This window comes from Gemmobacter caeni, from assembly GCF_003054195.1.
In the GTDB taxonomy this organism is placed as follows: Bacteria; Pseudomonadota; Alphaproteobacteria; order Rhodobacterales; family Rhodobacteraceae; genus Gemmobacter; species Gemmobacter caeni.
Genome location: NZ_QBKP01000023.1, coordinates 20,771 through 36,160, shown reverse-complemented (window position 1 = coordinate 36,160; position 15,390 = coordinate 20,771). Strand labels below are relative to the sequence as shown.

The 15,390-nt window shown below is 63.9% G+C and carries 16 protein-coding genes; all 16 read right to left on the bottom strand.

Annotated features, from left to right (window positions below):
* Complete coding sequence (locus C8N34_RS22710) at positions 1-330, bottom strand: hypothetical protein (RefSeq protein ID WP_108130608.1); 330 nt, start codon at positions 328-330, stop codon at positions 1-3.
* A complete protein-coding gene (locus C8N34_RS22705) occupies positions 327-1,409 on the bottom strand; it encodes an EscU/YscU/HrcU family type III secretion system export apparatus switch protein (protein WP_108130607.1) in 1,083 nt (360 codons plus the stop codon). The genes C8N34_RS22710 and C8N34_RS22705 overlap by 4 nt, the downstream gene beginning before the upstream one ends.
* Positions 1,406-2,179: a flagellar biosynthetic protein FliR gene (locus tag C8N34_RS22700; protein ID WP_108130606.1), complete on the bottom strand. Its 774-nt coding sequence runs from the start codon at positions 2,177-2,179 to the stop codon at positions 1,406-1,408. The genes C8N34_RS22705 and C8N34_RS22700 overlap by 4 nt, the downstream gene beginning before the upstream one ends.
* On the bottom strand, positions 2,176-4,236 hold the full coding sequence (gene flhA / locus C8N34_RS22695) for a flagellar biosynthesis protein FlhA (protein WP_108130605.1): 2,061 nt from the start codon (positions 4,234-4,236) through the stop codon (positions 2,176-2,178). Before flhA ends, C8N34_RS22700 begins: the two co-directional genes overlap by 4 nt.
* 10 nt (positions 4,237-4,246) lie before the next feature.
* Complete coding sequence (locus C8N34_RS22690) at positions 4,247-4,921, bottom strand: transglycosylase SLT domain-containing protein (RefSeq protein ID WP_242013889.1); 675 nt, start codon at positions 4,919-4,921, stop codon at positions 4,247-4,249.
* Between the two features lie 73 nt (positions 4,922-4,994).
* Positions 4,995-5,843 carry an alpha/beta hydrolase gene (locus C8N34_RS22685; protein ID WP_108130604.1) on the bottom strand — a complete coding sequence of 283 codons (849 nt, stop codon included), beginning with the start codon at positions 5,841-5,843 and terminating at the stop codon, positions 4,995-4,997.
* Entirely contained in the window at positions 5,840-6,271 is a 432-nt protein-coding gene (locus C8N34_RS22680; protein WP_054304118.1) for an SRPBCC family protein, read from the bottom strand. The genes C8N34_RS22685 and C8N34_RS22680 overlap by 4 nt, the downstream gene beginning before the upstream one ends.
* Before the next feature lie 12 nt (positions 6,272-6,283).
* A complete protein-coding gene (locus tag C8N34_RS22675) occupies positions 6,284-7,093 on the bottom strand; it encodes an aspartate dehydrogenase (RefSeq protein ID WP_108130603.1) in 810 nt (269 codons plus the stop codon).
* Positions 7,080-7,781, bottom strand: coding sequence for an ABC transporter ATP-binding protein (locus C8N34_RS22670; RefSeq protein WP_108130602.1), 702 nt, complete (start codon positions 7,779-7,781; stop codon positions 7,080-7,082). The genes C8N34_RS22675 and C8N34_RS22670 overlap by 14 nt, the downstream gene beginning before the upstream one ends.
* The gene (locus C8N34_RS22665; RefSeq protein WP_108130601.1) at positions 7,775-8,530 is read right to left on the bottom strand and encodes an ABC transporter ATP-binding protein; all 756 of its coding nucleotides are present in this window, start codon (positions 8,528-8,530) and stop codon (positions 7,775-7,777) included. The genes C8N34_RS22670 and C8N34_RS22665 overlap by 7 nt, the downstream gene beginning before the upstream one ends.
* The gene (locus C8N34_RS22660; protein WP_108130600.1) at positions 8,527-9,498 is read right to left on the bottom strand and encodes a branched-chain amino acid ABC transporter permease; all 972 of its coding nucleotides are present in this window, start codon (positions 9,496-9,498) and stop codon (positions 8,527-8,529) included. Before C8N34_RS22660 ends, C8N34_RS22665 begins: the two co-directional genes overlap by 4 nt.
* Positions 9,499-9,501: 3 nt before the next feature.
* Entirely contained in the window at positions 9,502-10,416 is a 915-nt protein-coding gene (locus C8N34_RS22655; RefSeq protein WP_054304123.1) for a branched-chain amino acid ABC transporter permease, read from the bottom strand.
* Positions 10,417-10,482: 66 nt separating this feature from the next.
* On the bottom strand, positions 10,483-11,640 hold the full coding sequence (locus tag C8N34_RS22650) for an ABC transporter substrate-binding protein (protein ID WP_054304124.1): 1,158 nt from the start codon (positions 11,638-11,640) through the stop codon (positions 10,483-10,485).
* 84 nt (positions 11,641-11,724) lie between these two features.
* Positions 11,725-12,273 (bottom strand): 3-hydroxyanthranilate 3,4-dioxygenase, encoded by a 549-nt coding sequence (locus C8N34_RS22645; RefSeq protein WP_108130599.1) that lies wholly within the window; start codon positions 12,271-12,273, stop codon positions 11,725-11,727.
* A gap of 16 nt (positions 12,274-12,289) precedes the next feature.
* A complete protein-coding gene (locus C8N34_RS22640; protein ID WP_108130598.1) occupies positions 12,290-13,243 on the bottom strand; it encodes a dihydrodipicolinate synthase family protein in 954 nt (317 codons plus the stop codon).
* The gene (locus tag C8N34_RS22635) at positions 13,240-15,327 is read right to left on the bottom strand and encodes a xanthine dehydrogenase family protein molybdopterin-binding subunit (RefSeq protein WP_108130597.1); all 2,088 of its coding nucleotides are present in this window, start codon (positions 15,325-15,327) and stop codon (positions 13,240-13,242) included. The genes C8N34_RS22640 and C8N34_RS22635 overlap by 4 nt, the downstream gene beginning before the upstream one ends.
* Between the last annotated feature and the right edge of the window lie 63 nt (positions 15,328-15,390).

The following is a 15,390-nucleotide window of genomic DNA, read 5'->3' as shown; positions in this document are numbered from 1 at the left end:
CTAGCGACGACCGGGCGTGGCCAGACGGTGCAACACCTCGGCCCGCCCGAATGCCAGCCTCGCCTCTGCCTGCCGCTGCGCGACACTCACCATCTGCCGGGCCAACTGCATGTTGAGCTCGCGTCGTCGCTCATCGGCCCAGCGCTGATAGGACAGGGCAACCTGTGCCGCTGCCAGTGCGGGCAGATCGGATGCCGGCGGGGCCTCCAGCCCGGCGATAAGCGCGCGCGTCAGATCCCGCTCTGCCGCAGCGCGGCGCAGATTTTCCAACGAACGGTCACGGATCAGATCGGTCAGCACCAGAAGCTGCCTGAGCCGCCGGTCCTTCATTCCATCCTCCGTTTTGCACGTTTCCGCATCGCCTCGGCAAATCGGATCGCGGCTGCCACCGCCCGAAAGTGATCCTGCGGGATTTCATCGCCGATCCGCATCGTGGCATGCAGCGCACGCGCTGTAGGCGGATCGCTGTGCAACGGTACACCTGCCGCTGCCGCGCGTTCCCGAATCCGCGCCGCAATCTCATCCGTGCCCTTGGCAACACAGACCGGCGCCCGCCCGGAGGCTCGGCTCCACTTCAACGCAACCGCATAATGCGTGGGGTTCACGATCACCACGCTGGCCTCGCCCACATCCCGCAGCATCCGGTTGGTCGCAATCTCCTGCCCACGCTGCCGCCGTTGCGCCCTCGCCTGCGGATCGCCCTCCGTATCCTTATGCTCTTCCTTCATCTCCTGTCGGGACATGCGGTTCTGGCGGCGATGTTCATAGTGCTGCCACATGTAATCCAGCGCACCGATCACGATGGCTGTCAGCACCACCAGAAGCAGAACTCCGGTCAACAGATCATCCAGCACCAGAACCCCCTGTTCAGGCGACAGGTGCAGGGTCGCTACGATCTCGTCCAGCCGGCCAGCCAGAAAGACAGCCAGAAGACCACCAACGAGCGCCAGCTTGATCAGGTTCTTGCCAAAGTCGAACAGCCCCTTTCGCCCGAACTTTTGCGCCGCCGTCGCCACGGGCGAGATGCGCGACAGTTTCGGCAGCAGGTTGGCCGGTGTGAAAAGAAAGGCACGCTGCACCATCAGCATCAGCAAGACCAGCACGGCAGGCAGACCGAACACGGGCAGAAGCGGCAGTGCCAGCCCGGACATCCCGTTCGCGATTACCGCCTGCGCCCCTGCCGCCATCTGCTGCCCCAGAAGATCGGCATTTCCCAGAAAACCCGCCAGACGGGCCGCGAGCCCGGCCACAGCCCACCCCCCCGTCAGTACAAGGGCCAGCAGGAAGCCCGCATAGGCCGCGGCGGACAGAAGATCCTGGGATCTGGCAATCCTGCCTTCGCGGCGCTGATCGTCCAGCCGCTTTTGCGAGGCCTCGAACGTCTTGTCGTCACTGTCTTCACCACTCATGGCGCGGCCAGAGGATCAAGAAAATAGGCCTCTATGGCCGCGCCCCAGACGGGCAGGAAAAGAGGCGCAGTCAGCGCGAACAGCGCCAGCCCCCCCAGGGTCAGGGCCGGTGCGCCGATGAAAGCCACCATCAATTGCGGCATCGCCTTGTTCACCACCCCTATGGCGATGTTGTAGATCAGCGATCCGATGACGAAGGGCGTCGCAAAACCAAGGCCGAGGCGGAATGATCGGCCAACCTGCCATAGCCCCCATTCCAGCAGATCGCCCGACGGCAGAATCGTCCCTAACGGGAAAGTAGCGTAACTTTCGACAAGATATTGTGCTGCGCGCACATGCAAACCCATCCCCATGAAAAGCGTGATCCCAGCGAGGCTTAGCGCATGGCCCATCGCAGGTTGGGATTCCCCCATCCCGCCAAAGAATTGCGACAAGGATGTCGCCTGCGCGATAATCGCTCCTGCCGTTTGCAGGGCGAAGATGAAGAGACGCAGGCCAATCCCGAACATCAGGCCAATGGCCGGTTCCGACAGGAACAGGGAGAAGCCGATTGTGTCAGGCGGCATACCCTGCGGCATCACGACCGGCGCGACGACCAGCGTGAAAGCCAGTGCCGCCACAAGTTTGATACGAACTGGCAGCAGCGTTTCACCGAAACCCGGCATCAGTGCGACCGTGCCGCCGACGCGCAGCAGCAGCACGAAGGCCGCCGCGAACAGCGGTGCGGTAAAAGCACCCAGTTGTGACAGGAGGGCGAACAAATCCGTCATGCCGGCACCGTGCCGACCATGGCGGGGCGGGCCTCCAGCCCGATTTCCTCGTAGGACAGCACCGGGGTGGTGAGACCACGCGCCGCAAGAACCGTGCGCAGGAACCTGCGCCGCAGGGTCGATGTGACGATCGCCGGAAAGGTGCCGCCCTCTGCCGCGCGCGACAGGCGTTCAGCCAGCGCATTCGCAAGCCGGCCAAACTGCTCGGGCGGCAGGGCGATATCGCTCAGACCACGCTCCCCTTCGATCTGGTAAGTGGAAAAAGTCTTCTCCCATTCCGGGGAAAGTTGCAGCAGCGGGATCGTGCCATCCTCCCGCTTCAGCTCGGCCACCAGCTGAAAGCCAAGCCGCTGGCGTACATGCTCACAGATTGCCTCCGGATTGCCGAGGCCACGCGCTTCGGCAATCGCCTCTAGAATAAGCGGCAGATTGCGGATCGAGACACGCTCTTCCAGCAAGAGACGCAGAACACCCAGCAGCAGGTCGATCGGCACCTTGTCGGGGACCAGTTCGTCCAGCAACCGCCGGTTCGCTTCGGCACGGGCCGGATCACTGACCTTGACGAATTCATCCAACAGGCGCCGCAACCCCTTCAGCGTCAGCAGCCGCGCCAGATTTGATTTCAGAACCTCCAGCAGATGCGTCGCCAGCACCTCTGCCGGGGTGACGACCGTCAGCCCCGCGATGGCCGCATCCTCTTGCCCATCGGCGGCAATCCAGCGGGCCGGTGCGCCATAGACCGGCTCACGCACCTCCAGCCCGTCAGGCGGCGGAATACCTTCAACCAACAGCGCCAGAACCCGGTCCGGCACAAGCCGGTCACGCACCCGCTCCACCCCCTGAAGGCGGATACGGTAGCTGCCGGGCGGGAGCAGCGCGTCATCGGTCAGCCGGATTTCCGGCAGGATGAGGCCGAAGCCCGTGGCGATATGGTTGCGCATGTTCTGGATGCGGGCATCCAGACCCGTTGCGGGGTCCAGCACCATCGGGATGAGGTTGGGGGCAAATTCAATGTGGATATCATCAAAATCCAAAAGGTCGCCCATGGATTTCCTCACGGGTTCGGCGGTCGGCTCCGCCCTGGCGGCCAGGGTCTTTGGCGGGCGGCGCAGACCCTGCCATGCCAGCCCACCCAGGGACGCGGCGCCCAGCATGAAGGGCAGGAAGGGCAGGCCGGGCACCAGCGCAAACAGCGCCAGCAGCAAGGCCACCGTACCCATCGCGGCCGGGTATTGCCCCAGCTGGCGGAAAAAGGACACATCCACAGCGCCTGTCGCCCCGCCGCGCGCAAGCAGGATTGCAGCCGCGACCGAGATCACCACGGCGGGAATCTGGCTCACCAGCCCGTCGCCGACCGTCAGGATGGCATAGGTTTCAAAGGCGCGGCCCGCAGGCATGCCATGGATGACGATGCCCATGACAAGACCCATCACGATATTCAGCCCGGTGATCAGAAGCCCCGCCACGGCGTCGCCCTTGACGAATTTCGAGGCACCATCCAGCGATCCGAAAAAGTTCGTCTCGGCCAGTTCACGCTCGCGTCTCGCCTTGGCCTCTTCATGGGTAATCGCCCCGGCGGCCATGTCAGCGTCGATGGCCAGCTGCTTGCCCGGCATACCGTCCAGGGCAAAGCGCGCACCCACCTCGGCCATGCGGCCCGCCCCCTTGGTGATGACGGTGAAGTTCACGATCATCAGCACGCAGAACACGACGACACCCAGCAACAGATTGCCGCCCATGATGAAATTTGCAAATCCTTCAATCACATGGCCGGCGGCGGCCGTGCCGGTATGACCTTGTCCGATGATCAGTTTGGTGGATGAGACGTTGAGCGCCAGCCGCAACATCAGTGAAGACAGAAGGATGGTCGGGAAGGCCGAGAAATCCAGCGGACGCTCAACGAACAGTGTCACGGTGAACATCAGGATCGCCAGGGCAAAGGAGACGGCCAGCCCGAGATCCAGCAACCAGGTCGGCACCGGCAGGATCATCATGCCGATTACCGCCATCAGGGCGAGGGCCAGCAGCACGGTGGGCCGGGGCAACAGGGCGGTCATCCCAGACACCTCAGGGCAGGCGCGCAAAGAGCGAGATGCCGCCCGCGCTGCGCGGCACCAGCGAGCCATGCCCGCCGCCTCCGCCTGCCTGCAACAGCGGGTATCGGTTCACACGCGGCCCAGCGTCGGCAGAGGCAAGCCTCAGTTCGGGTCGCGGTGCAGCGGCCAATCCGGCGCGGATTTCGCGAAACCGCTCGGTGTAGCGACGGGCATAAACCTCCGTTGCGGAGTGATAAGCGCCTGCCGCCGTCTCCCAATCGCCGGTTTCCTCGTATTTTGCCGCCAGATAATGCGCCGCATACAGCGCGTTCTCCTCCGGGTCGAACATGGCATCAAGCGATGGAAATGCACCGGAATGCCAGCGGTAATTGACCTGGAAACACCCGATGTCGATATTGCTGACCCCCGCCTGAAACTGGCTTTCCACCCAGTCGCGAGCCGCTGCGGCACTGTCAAACCAGTGTCCCTGCCCGCCCTGATTGACAGCCCAAGGCCAAGGATCGAGCCTGCCACCGCTGGCCCTGCCCGTTTCGGCCCGCGTCAGGGCCAGCAACACGTCCAGCGGAACGCCCGTTTCACGCGCCGCCCTTTCCGCCGCGCGGTCACACAAATCAGCGGCCCGCGCCAGCGCCAGCACAGGCATGGCAAGAAAACAGAGGCAGAGCAGCGCAAGCGCGTAGGGCATGAACCGGATTCTCCGATGGCACCATTCTGCACCAGCCTAGAATCCGAATCTTTCCAACAGGTAAGCGCCGCCCTCAGAACAGGGACAAAAGCATCCGCGACAACGGGGTCTGCGGCGCGCAGAGATCAAGGATCACATCGAAATGATGCCGTCCCGTCACCTGCAGCAGCGGTGCGCCGGTCGCCTCGGCATAAGCCGCACTTTGGCGATGGAACCCCGCCGTCTCCTGCTCGGCGACAGCGACACCCAGCTTCATGCCAGCGGGCGGCAAATGCCGCATCGGGCTGCAACCGGCGATCTGATCGGGGGTGAAGTTCATCCAGTCCTGCACATGCATGGCCGCCAGCGGTGCGAGTTCGAACAACCCGCTGATTGGCAACGCCCCGTGCAGCGGATGGGTGGGCATCCCGTAGCGTGCCGGCCAGTCCGGTGCAGCCAGCGCCCCGGCCAGGTGCCCGCCTGCGGAACTGCCCGCAACGACGATCCGGCGCCGGTCGATCCCGAGATCCGCCGCATTGTGCCAGAGCCAGGCGATGGACTGACGCACGTCATGCACGATCTCGACAATGCTGGCATCAGGTGCCAGCCGGTAATCCGGTGCGGCAGTTGCGATACCCTGCGCCGCCAGCATAGGTGCCGCGAAGGTCGAATGCCCCTTCGACAGCGCCCGCCAGTAGCCGCCATGTACAAAAACCATCAGCGGTCGTGGCGAGGCCGGGTCCGCGCCCAGCAGATCCAGCCGCTGCCCGGTCGTTTCATCAAAAAGCAGATCGGACTGACAGGGAAGCGTGGCACGCGCCGCCGCACTTGAATCGGCATAGGCCCGGATCGTCGCCTCGAAGGCCTCGGTCGTGCAACAGTCCCGCGCGGTGTAATCAGCCTCCAGCCTGTCCCGCGCCCACTCTGCTTCCTGATGGATCATGCGACCTTTGTGACCTCACTGCCTATCGTTTCAAAAAACTGTCCGCCGAGCTTCTGCGCCGCGCGGTTGATGACAAAATCACCAAGCCCGGCAATATTGATCCGCACATCGGCGGTGATCGTGTAGCGGACGCGCGTTCCGCCGTTTTCCGGCAGCAGCGTCACATTCACCAGACCCTTGGCACGCTCGCGCAGGTTTGCCTCCATGCGCATTTTCTGCCCCGGCACCTCGTCATCGAGACGCAGCGTGCCGTTCACCACCCGCCGGAAAAAGGCGATCTCGACCGCGGCCTTCACCTGAAACAAAGTCGGCCCCTTGCGGCTAACCTCTTCACAGCCGGGGATCGCCTTTTTCAGCACTTGGGGATCGTGCAGAGCGCTCCAAACGGCATCGGGTGCCGCGGCGATAAAGACGGTTTGTTCATTCATGGGCCGGTTCCTTCAGATGACGAGCGGGCTGGCGCGGTTTTCGATCAGGCGCACCAATGAAAGTGCCGTCATTTCGGAGGATTTGGGGTTTGTTGCAAGAGGCCGGTTGTCAAAGACCGCCTCCATGCGGCCAAAAGCCCCCTCTGCGGTGATGCGGTGGCGGTTCACCGCCGCTTGCGGGTCGGCGATCAGGGCAACCGTGGTGCGGTCGAGCCCGATGCCGGCCAGCGCCGAAATCGCCGCCACATTGGCGTTTTGCGGAAAATCGGTGGCAGCCTGCCCGGCGGGGCCTTCGAAGAAAGTGGTCGCCTCAGTCAGCGCGTCGAGGTTCAGCAGCGTTTCGGCCGGGGTGCCTTTCCAGGCGCGGGGCGGCTTCACCACCTCGTGCCGCACGCGGTCCAGCGGCAGGCGCGCGGCAGCGGCCAGCGCATCAATACCGCCCAGTGCACCGGGCGGCACGATCAATTGCGCGCGGGACATGCGCGCGGCCCCGGTCAGCCGATCCAGCAAGGCCGGATCGACCAGCGCCGAGGTCGAGGAGACGGCCACATCAATCCCCGCTTCCAGAAGCGGCAGGACCCAGGGGTCAACGGCAGCACGCCCCGCAACCTCGATCACCAGCGCGGGGCGCAGGGCGATCAGGCTGGCGGGATCGGAAACCTGTTCTACGCCCCGCGGCAACGGGCTGCGCAGGCTGCTGCCCTGCCGCAACCCCACTGCCAGCAACTTCACCGGCGCGCGACGCTCCGCCAGAAGATCAGCGACGCGCGATCCGATGGCCCCCCAGCCGATCAGCGCGATGGGCAGATCAAAGCCCGACATAGCCCTGCACCTTTTCGCTGTCGCGGTCCATGTCGGCTCCGGTGCCAACCCAGACGGTGCGCCCCTTTTCCACGATGTAATGCCGGTCGGCGAGCCGCTTCAGCACGCCAAGATTCTTGTCGATCAGCAGGATCGACTGCCCCTCGGCCTTCAGCCGCTCCACGCAATGCCATATCTCGGTGCGGATCACCGGGGCGAGCCCCTCGGTCGCCTCGTCAAGGATCAGAAGGCGAGGATTGGTCATCAGCGCGCGACCAACGGCAAGCATCTGCTGCTCTCCCCCCGACAGCGTGCCCGACACCTGGCCTGCCCTTTCGCGCAGACGGGGGAACAGGTCATAGACCCGCTCCAGCGTCCAGGGATTATTGCGCTTCAAACGGTTCGCCGCCGTCGCCACAAGGTTTTCTCGCACGGTCAGGGTGCGGAAGATCTGCCGCCCCTCGGGCACCAGACCGGCACCGAGCCGGGCAATGCGTTCCGGCGTAAGGCCCAGCGTTTTCACGCCTTCGAACTCGATCTTTCCGCCCCGCGCGCCCAGAAGGCCCATGATACAGCGGACCGTCGTGGTTTTGCCCATGCCGTTGCGGCCCATCAGCGTGACCACCTCGCCGTCGCGAATGTCCAGATGAATGTCGAACAGCACCTGGCTGGCCCCATAGGCGGCTTTCAGTTCGGAAACGCTCAGCACAGTTCGTCCTCCGCACCCAGATAGGCCTCGCGCACTGCCGGATCGTTGCGGATCTCATCCACCGAGCCCTGCGCGATGATCCGGCCATAGACCAGCACCGAAATCCGGTCGGCCAGCGCGAAGACGGCCTCCATGTCATGTTCGACCAGCAAGATGGCCGCTTCTTTGCTGATGTCGCGCAACATGCCGATCATCTGCTGGCTTTCCAGATGGCCCAGACCGGCCATCGGCTCGTCCAGCAAAAGCAGGCGCGGCTGCATCGCCATCGCGACCAGAAGCTCAAGCTGTTTCTTTTCGCCATGGCTCAGATCGGCCACCGCCACATCGGCGCGGTCGGCCAGTTGGCCCCCCGCCAGCAGGCGGTCGGTTTCGTCCCAGATCGCACGGCGCTTGCGCAGCGCATCCCAGATGCGAAAGTTGCCACCTTCGCGTACCTGAACAGCCATGCCGATATTCTCGCGCACCGTCATCTCGTCCAGCAGCGAGGTGATCTGGAAGGTCCGCCCCAACCCGAGGTCTACCCGCGCAGGCACCGGCAGATGGGTGATATCCCTCCCGGCCAGATGGATGGCGCCTTCGTTCGGCTGCAACTCGCCGCAAAGCTGGTTGATCAGCGTCGACTTGCCCGCGCCATTCGGCCCGATCAGGGCGTGAATTTCACCCGGCATGACCTCAAGGCTGACATTGTCGGTCGCCACCAGCCCGCCGAACCGCTTCACCAGATTTTCGATCTTCAGGATCGCGGTCATTTGCGGCCCCCCGTGAGACGCGTGACAAGCGCCATCAGCCCGCCCCTGGTGCCCAGAACGACCACCAGCAGGATCAGGCCCATGGCCAGCGGCCAGTGTTCCGACCACGAGGCCAGCACACTTTCCAGTGACAGCAGTGCGGCAGCGCCGAGGAACGGCCCGACCAGCGTGCCCACCCCGCCAAGAATGACCATGATCATCAGCTCGCCCGATTTGGTCCAGTGCATCATGTCAGGGCTGGCAAAGCGCAACACATTGACCATCAACGCCCCGGCCAGTCCGGCGCCCATGCCTGACAGGATGAAGGCGAACAGCTTGTAGCGGTAGGCCGGAATGCCAAGCGCGGCCATGCGACGCTCGTTCTGGCGGATGCCCGAGATCACCGTGCCGAAGCTGGATTTCGTCAGACGCCGCAGGCCCAGCGCGAAGGCGACGGTGATCGCCAGCACCACCCAATACATCACCGCCCGGTCACGGGTGTTGAGGAAGGGCAGCTCATTGGTGCGGCGCACGATGATTCCGTCCTCGCCGCCATAGGTTTTCAGCGAGACGAAAAGGAAGAACAGCATCTGGGCGAAGGCCAGCGTGATCATGATGAACTGCACGCCGCCCGTCCGCAGGCTCAGCGCGCCGATGGCGGCGGCGAAGGCACCGCTGACCAGAATGGCGGCAGGCAGCGTGATCAGCATTTGTGTCGTACCGGGGATGAAACCCCAGAACAGCGTTTCGGTATCGGCGTGGTGATACAGGATGCCCACCACATACCCCCCGATCCCGAAGAAGGCGGCGTGACCAAAGCTGACCATCCCGCCATAGCCCAGAACGAAGTTCAGGCTGGTGGCGGCCATGCCATAGATCAGGATTCGCGAGGCCAGCGACAGAAGCGCGGATTGCCCGGTTGCCTGCGCGATGAACGGTAGCGCGGCCAGAAGGATCAGCAGGACGGCGGCAAGGATACGGCTGTTCATCGCTCAGCTCCCCGCCATGAACAGGCCCTTGGGCCGGACAAGAAGCACAAGTGCCATCAGAAGATAAATCCCCATGGACGAGATCCCGACGCCCAGCGCATCAGCCTCGGGGCCGGCCATCACCTGCCGCAGCATACCGGGCAGGAAGGCACGCAGCATCGTGTCTATAACGCCCAGCGAGATACCGGCGACGAAGGCGCCCTTGATAGAACCGACACCGCCGATGACCACGACGACGAAGGTCGACAGCAGGATCTGCTCGCCCATCCCCACTTGCACCGCCAGCACCGGCCCGGCCAGAAATCCGGCCAACCCCGCCAGCAGCGCGCCAAGGCCGAAAACCAGCGTGTACAGCAGCCGGATGTCGACACCGAGCGCCCGCACCATCTCGCGGTTGGTCGATCCTGCGCGCACCAGCATGCCGATCCGCGTGCGGTTGATGATCAGGTAAAGCCCCAGCGCCACCAGAAGGCCGACCGCGATGATGAACAGACGGTAGCTCGGGTAAGGCAGGCCGGGAATGACCTCGACCGCGCCGGAAAACAGATCAGGCAGTTGGGTAAACATCGGCTGACGACCAAACAACAGGATGATCGACTGGTTGAAGAACAGGATCAGACCAAAGGTCGCCAGAACCTGATCCAGATGGTCGCGGGCGTAAAGGCGCCGGATCACCACCGCCTCCATCACGAGCCCGGTCAGAGCGGCAGCAATCAGCGCCACCGGAACCCCCAGCCAGAAGCTGCCGGTCTGCATGGCGGCCAGCGTGCCCGCATAGGCGCCGATCATGTAAAGCGAGCCATGGGCGAGGTTGATCACACCCATGATGCCGAAAATCAGTGTCAGCCCCGCGGCCAGCAGGAACAGCATCACGCCATACTGCAAGCCATTGAGCAATTGTTCGAGAAACAGGATCATACGCCCGCCCGATCAGATGTCTGGATTGTCAGGAAACAGGCCGGGGAAAACCCCGGCCCGGCATCGTCACATCTTGCACTCGGCAGCGTAGACGTCACCCACATCGTCGCGCAGTTTTTCCTTGGTCACCCACATGGGCTTGCCATCCGGCCCGGCCACGATGTCGACCATGAACCAGTCCTGCACCGGGTGCTGGTTCGGTCCGAACTTGAAATCGCCGCGGGTCGAGGTGAAATCGGCCTCTTTCAGCGCGGCACGGAAGGCATCCAGATCGTCGATGCCGCCGGTCTTCTTCAGCGCCGAAGCGATCAGCAGACCCACGTCATAAGCTTGCTGACCATAGGTGGTCAGCGGCTTGTCGGGGTGCTTGGCGGCCCAGGCGGCGACCATGGCCTTGTTGGCCTCGTTGTCGAAGTCGGCATTCCAGTGCGTCGTGGCCTTCAGACCCACCGCCGCCTCGCCCACGGCATTCAGGATCACGCCATCAGCCGAAGGCTCGGACACGATCATCGGGATGTCTTTCGACAGGCCAGCCTGCACATATTGCTTGAGGAAGGCGATGCCCATGCCGCCGGGATGGAACTGGAACACCGCATCCGGCGCGGCGGCGCGGATCTGTGCCATTTCCGGCGCGAAATCGGTCTGTTCAAGCTGGGTGTAGATCTCGGTCACATCGCCACCGAATTCCCGCTTGAAGCCGGCGATGGCATCCTTGCCCGCTTGATAGTTGGGGGCCAGCGCCACGACCTTCTTGTAACCCAGCGCCTTGGCCGCAGCCCCCGTCGCCTCGTGCAGCGAGTCGTTCTGCCAGCTGACCACGAAGTAATTCTTGTTGCAGCCCGCACCTGCGAGGTTCGAGGGACCGGCGTTCGGGCTGATGTAGATGGCGTCGTTTTCCACGACTTCCGGCACCGTCGCACCCGCGACGTTCGAGAAGATGATGCCGGTAATCAGCTTGATGCCTTCCTCGTTCATGAACTTGTCGGCGATCTGAAGGCCATTGCCGGGCTTCAGGCCATCATCCTCGACCACCAGTTCCACATCAACGCCACCCAGCTTGCCGCCTTCCTGGTCGATGGCCAGTTGCAGGCCATCCCGCACCTGTTCGCCCAGATATCCGGCCGGGCCGGACAGCGTGGTGATGACGCCAATCTTCAGCGGCTCGGCAAGCGACGGAAGGGTAGTCAGCGCGAGAAGGCTCGCTGCCGTCAGCAGTTTCTTCATTGATATCTCCCATGTTGGGGCCGTTTTGGCCTTGTTGTTGAAGGTAGCATGCCACAGCGGGCAAATATTTCAAGCATAAAATATCTAGAGCTTTACCCAGCCCTCCGGCGGTTCCTTGCCCGGATGGATCGTGCCGCAATTCGGGCAGGTGCGCGCGGCCTCATCGGCGTAGAAGGCTTTGTAGATCGGCGGCAGGTCATCGACGATGCTTTCCAGCTCAACCTCGGCCCGATGCACAAGGCTTTGACATTCAAAGCAATACCACTCCACCGCGTCAAGCGCGCCTTCCGGGCGGGCCGGTTCGATCACGAGGCCGATGCTGCCTTCCTGCGGGCGCTGCGGCGAGTGGCGCACATGCGCAGGCAGCAGGAAGATATCACCCTCGTGGATCGGCACATCGTAGAAATCGCCGGTTTTGGTATCATGCAGCTTCAGCAGCATGTCGCCCTTGAGCTGATAGAAGAACTCCTCCACCGGGTCATCGTGGTAATCGGTACGCTTGTTCGGACCACCGACCACGGTGACCATCAGGTCCGAATCCCTGAACACCATCTGGTTGCCGACCGGCGGTTTCAGCAGGTGTTTGTGTTCGTCGATCCATTTCTGGAAATTGAAGGCAGCGAGGCGGGTCATCGTGATCTCCCTGTGATCAGAGTTTCAGGCCGCAGGCTTCAAAGGCCGCACGGGTCGCGCGTTTCTCATCTTCGGTCAGTTCAAGGCAGGGCGGGCGCACGCGGCCGCCGGTCTGGCCCAGCAGATCCTGCCAGTACTTCTGGTGGCTGTGCGGCTTTTCCGCCGGACGGGTGGATTTCAGCGCATGGCGCACGGGGTCGAGGCTGTCACGGATCGCCCGCGCCTCCCCTGCCTTTCCGGCAAAAGCGAGGTCTGTATACTGCCGCATCCGCCGGTCGTTCTTCGTCTGGATCAGATAGGGCGGCGAGGAACACAGGTAGAGCCGCCAGTCCAGCTCAAGGATATTGTCCAGCCATTCCTCCTCTGACGCGGTAGAGACGATGATGCGGTCGCCGGCCAGCCGGGTCAGTTCGGCATACATCTCGCGCGGGACGGAATATTTGATCGCCACCACGGTTTCGATGTCGGCCAGCCGGTTGCAAAGCTGCGGGCTCATCAGATAGCCGCTGTCCGGGTGGCTCCACAGGGCAATGCCGATGTCCACCTTGCTGGCGATGGTTTCGTAATAGCGCAGCAGGGTTTCATCCTGTTCCTTGAAGAAATGCAGAATCGGCGCGTGGACGACGATGTAGTCGGCGCCACAGGCCTGCGCGTGTTTCGCCAGATCAATCACCACATCCATGTTCTGATCGGAACAGGACATGATCGTCTGCGCGCGGCCGCCTGCTGCCTCCACCGCAAGGTCGAAGCTGCGCTTGCGCTCGTCCAGCGACATCGAGAAGAACTCTCCCTGCTTGCCAGCGATGAAGAAGCCGTCGATTCCCAGATCCTCGATCCAGTGATCCATGTTGCGGCGAAAGCCATCCTCGTCGATCGACAGATCCTCGCGGAACGGCATCAGCGCCGCTGCCCAGATGCCGCGCATATGGGCGAAAGCGTGGGATTTGGCGGTTTCACGGGTATATTTCATGGCTCAAGTCCTGTCATGGCGCGCCAGAGTTTTTCCGGCGTCAGCGGAAGTGAAAGATCAGGGGCATCGAAGGGCAACAGCGCATCCTGCACCGCATTCAGCAGCGCGGCGGGCACGCCGATGCAACCGGCCTCACCCACGCCCTTGAAGCCCATCTCGTTGGCGGTGCTGGGCAGGGGCTGGCTGATCAGCCGCACGGGCGGCATGTCGCTGGCGCGGGGCACCGCGTAATCCATCAGGCTGCCGGTCAGTAACTGGCCGTCGGCATAAGCCATACGTTCCATAGTAGCGGCGCCAAGGCCCTGGGCCAGACCACCGATCAGCTGGCCCTGCACCAGCATCGGGTTCAGCACACGCCCCGCATCATCGACCCAAGTGATCCCCTCGACCGTCAGATGGCCGGTATCGGGGCAGATTGCCACTTCGGCCAGAACCGCACCCGAGGCCCAGGCCTCGCCCGGCGCCTCATAGCGTTCCCTGACCGAAACCGGGCCGATACCCGACCAGTCATTCCGCGGGCCAAGCTGGTCGAGCATCCGCCGAGTGGCGCGGGCCATGGCGGTGCCGCCGATGGCGGTCGAACGCGACGCCAGCGCACCGATGCCTTCGGGCACCGCCTCGGTATCGCCCTGCACCACACGCACGCGGTCAGGGGTCACGCCCATGATCTCTGCCACGATCTGCGCGAAGGCGGTTTCACGCCCCTGCCCTTGTGCCGACGATCCGGTCAGCGCGGTGAAGGTACCATCAGCCTCCAGCCGCAATTCGGCACTTTCCCAGCCCTGCCCGCAGGGCTCGATATAGAGCGCGAGGCCAAGGCCGCAGACCGCGCCCTTCGCGCGACGCTCAGCCTGACGCGCCCGTAGGCCCGCGTAATCGGCTTCGCGTTCCAGGCGGTCCAGCAGCGCCGCGAAATCACCGGAACAGATCGCCTCACCCGTCGGCGTCGCGCGCGGAAAGGCACCGCGATAAAGCGCGCGGCGCCGCATCTCCAGCGGATCAAGGCCCTGCGCCTGCGCCGCCTTGTCGATCAGCCGCTCCATCAACATCGCCGCTTCGGGTCGCCCTGCGCCGCGATAGATGTTGACGGCAGCGCCCGGCGTCAGATGCGCCTGCGCTTCGATATCCACCGCCTCGATCGCATAGGGACCGGGCAGGATGCGCCCCGCATTGCGGAGCGGCGCCAGCGCTGAATAAGGCATCCAGTGGCCCAGCGGAAAGCGCAGCTCTGCCGACAGTGCAACAGGCACGCCCTGATGATCCAGCGTCAGCACGGCGCGGGTTTCACCGCCACGTCCTTGCGTCGCCGCCTGAAACTCCTCGGACCGGGCGGCGGTCCATTTCACCGGACGGCCAAGCCGTAACGCCGCCAGCGCCACCACCGCATCCTCGGGCATCAGGGACGCCTTGCCGCCAAACGCACCGCCCACATCCTGCGTCAGGACCCGGATCGCGCTGGGCGCAAGGCCAAGGATCGCGGCCAGATCGGTGCGGCAGCGCTGCGGCGTCTGGGTGGACAGATGCACCCTCAGCCCCGCGCCCTCGGGCAGCGCCACCGTCGCGCGCGGCTCCAGCGCCATCGGGGCGACAAGCGCATGGTCAAGCTGCACCGAAATCTCGCGCCCGGTCTGCGGCACGCCGGATTGCCAGCGGTGACGGAGCACCCGGCGGATGGCCAGCGGCTCTTCTGCGATGTCAAAGGCAATCAGTTCCACCGCATCGCGCGCGGCCTCGCGGGTTTCAGCGATCACGGCGGCAATGGCCTGACCGACCGCCTTCACCCGGCCCGAGGCCAGCGGCTCCAGCGGATGCACCTCGGCGCCGGGCAGCAGCGCATTCACGGCCGCCTGCCCCAGCCCGGCAAAATCTGCGGCGGTCAGCACGGCGATCACGCCTTCTGCCACGGCCGCCTCCGAGACATCCAGATCGGTGATCCGCCCCGCTGCATAGGGGCTGCGGAGAAATTCCAGGAAAAGGCAGCCCTCGGGCTGATGGTCGTCAACGAAACGGCCCGCGCCTTTGAGCAGCCGCGCATCTTCGCGCCGCGCCATCGCCTTGCCGATCCATGAGACTGTCTGCTGCATCCGATCCTCCGATACCGGCAGCAGACCATGTTCGTGCACATTCAAAAAGACGGATTTATTCTA

Excerpts from the sequence above, each read along its gene's own strand:
- C8N34_RS22660 (WP_108130600.1), bottom strand. The coding sequence starts at position 9,498 with ATGAACAGCCGTATCCTTGCCGCCGTCCTGCTGATCCTTCTGGCCGCG.
- C8N34_RS22650 (WP_054304124.1), bottom strand. The coding sequence starts at position 11,640 with ATGAAGAAACTGCTGACGGCAGCGAGCCTTCTCGCGCTGACTACCCTT.
- C8N34_RS22690 (WP_242013889.1), bottom strand. The coding sequence starts at position 4,921 with ATGCCCTACGCGCTTGCGCTGCTCTGCCTCTGTTTTCTTGCCATGCCT.
- C8N34_RS22645 (WP_108130599.1), bottom strand. The coding sequence starts at position 12,273 with ATGACCCGCCTCGCTGCCTTCAATTTCCAGAAATGGATCGACGAACAC.
- flhA (WP_108130605.1), bottom strand. The coding sequence starts at position 4,236 with ATGACCGCCCTGTTGCCCCGGCCCACCGTGCTGCTGGCCCTCGCCCTG.
- C8N34_RS22705 (WP_108130607.1), bottom strand. The coding sequence starts at position 1,409 with ATGAGTGGTGAAGACAGTGACGACAAGACGTTCGAGGCCTCGCAAAAG.
- C8N34_RS22680 (WP_054304118.1), bottom strand. The coding sequence starts at position 6,271 with ATGAATGAACAAACCGTCTTTATCGCCGCGGCACCCGATGCCGTTTGG.
- C8N34_RS22655 (WP_054304123.1), bottom strand. The coding sequence starts at position 10,416 with ATGATCCTGTTTCTCGAACAATTGCTCAATGGCTTGCAGTATGGCGTG.
- C8N34_RS22685 (WP_108130604.1), bottom strand. The coding sequence starts at position 5,843 with ATGATCCATCAGGAAGCAGAGTGGGCGCGGGACAGGCTGGAGGCTGAT.
- C8N34_RS22710 (WP_108130608.1), bottom strand. The coding sequence starts at position 330 with ATGAAGGACCGGCGGCTCAGGCAGCTTCTGGTGCTGACCGATCTGATC.
- C8N34_RS22635 (WP_108130597.1), bottom strand. The coding sequence starts at position 15,327 with ATGCAGCAGACAGTCTCATGGATCGGCAAGGCGATGGCGCGGCGCGAA.
- C8N34_RS22640 (WP_108130598.1), bottom strand. The coding sequence starts at position 13,243 with ATGAAATATACCCGTGAAACCGCCAAATCCCACGCTTTCGCCCATATG.
- C8N34_RS22675 (WP_108130603.1), bottom strand. The coding sequence starts at position 7,093 with ATGTCGGGCTTTGATCTGCCCATCGCGCTGATCGGCTGGGGGGCCATC.
- C8N34_RS22700 (WP_108130606.1), bottom strand. The coding sequence starts at position 2,179 with ATGACGGATTTGTTCGCCCTCCTGTCACAACTGGGTGCTTTTACCGCA.
- C8N34_RS22665 (WP_108130601.1), bottom strand. The coding sequence starts at position 8,530 with ATGACCGCGATCCTGAAGATCGAAAATCTGGTGAAGCGGTTCGGCGGG.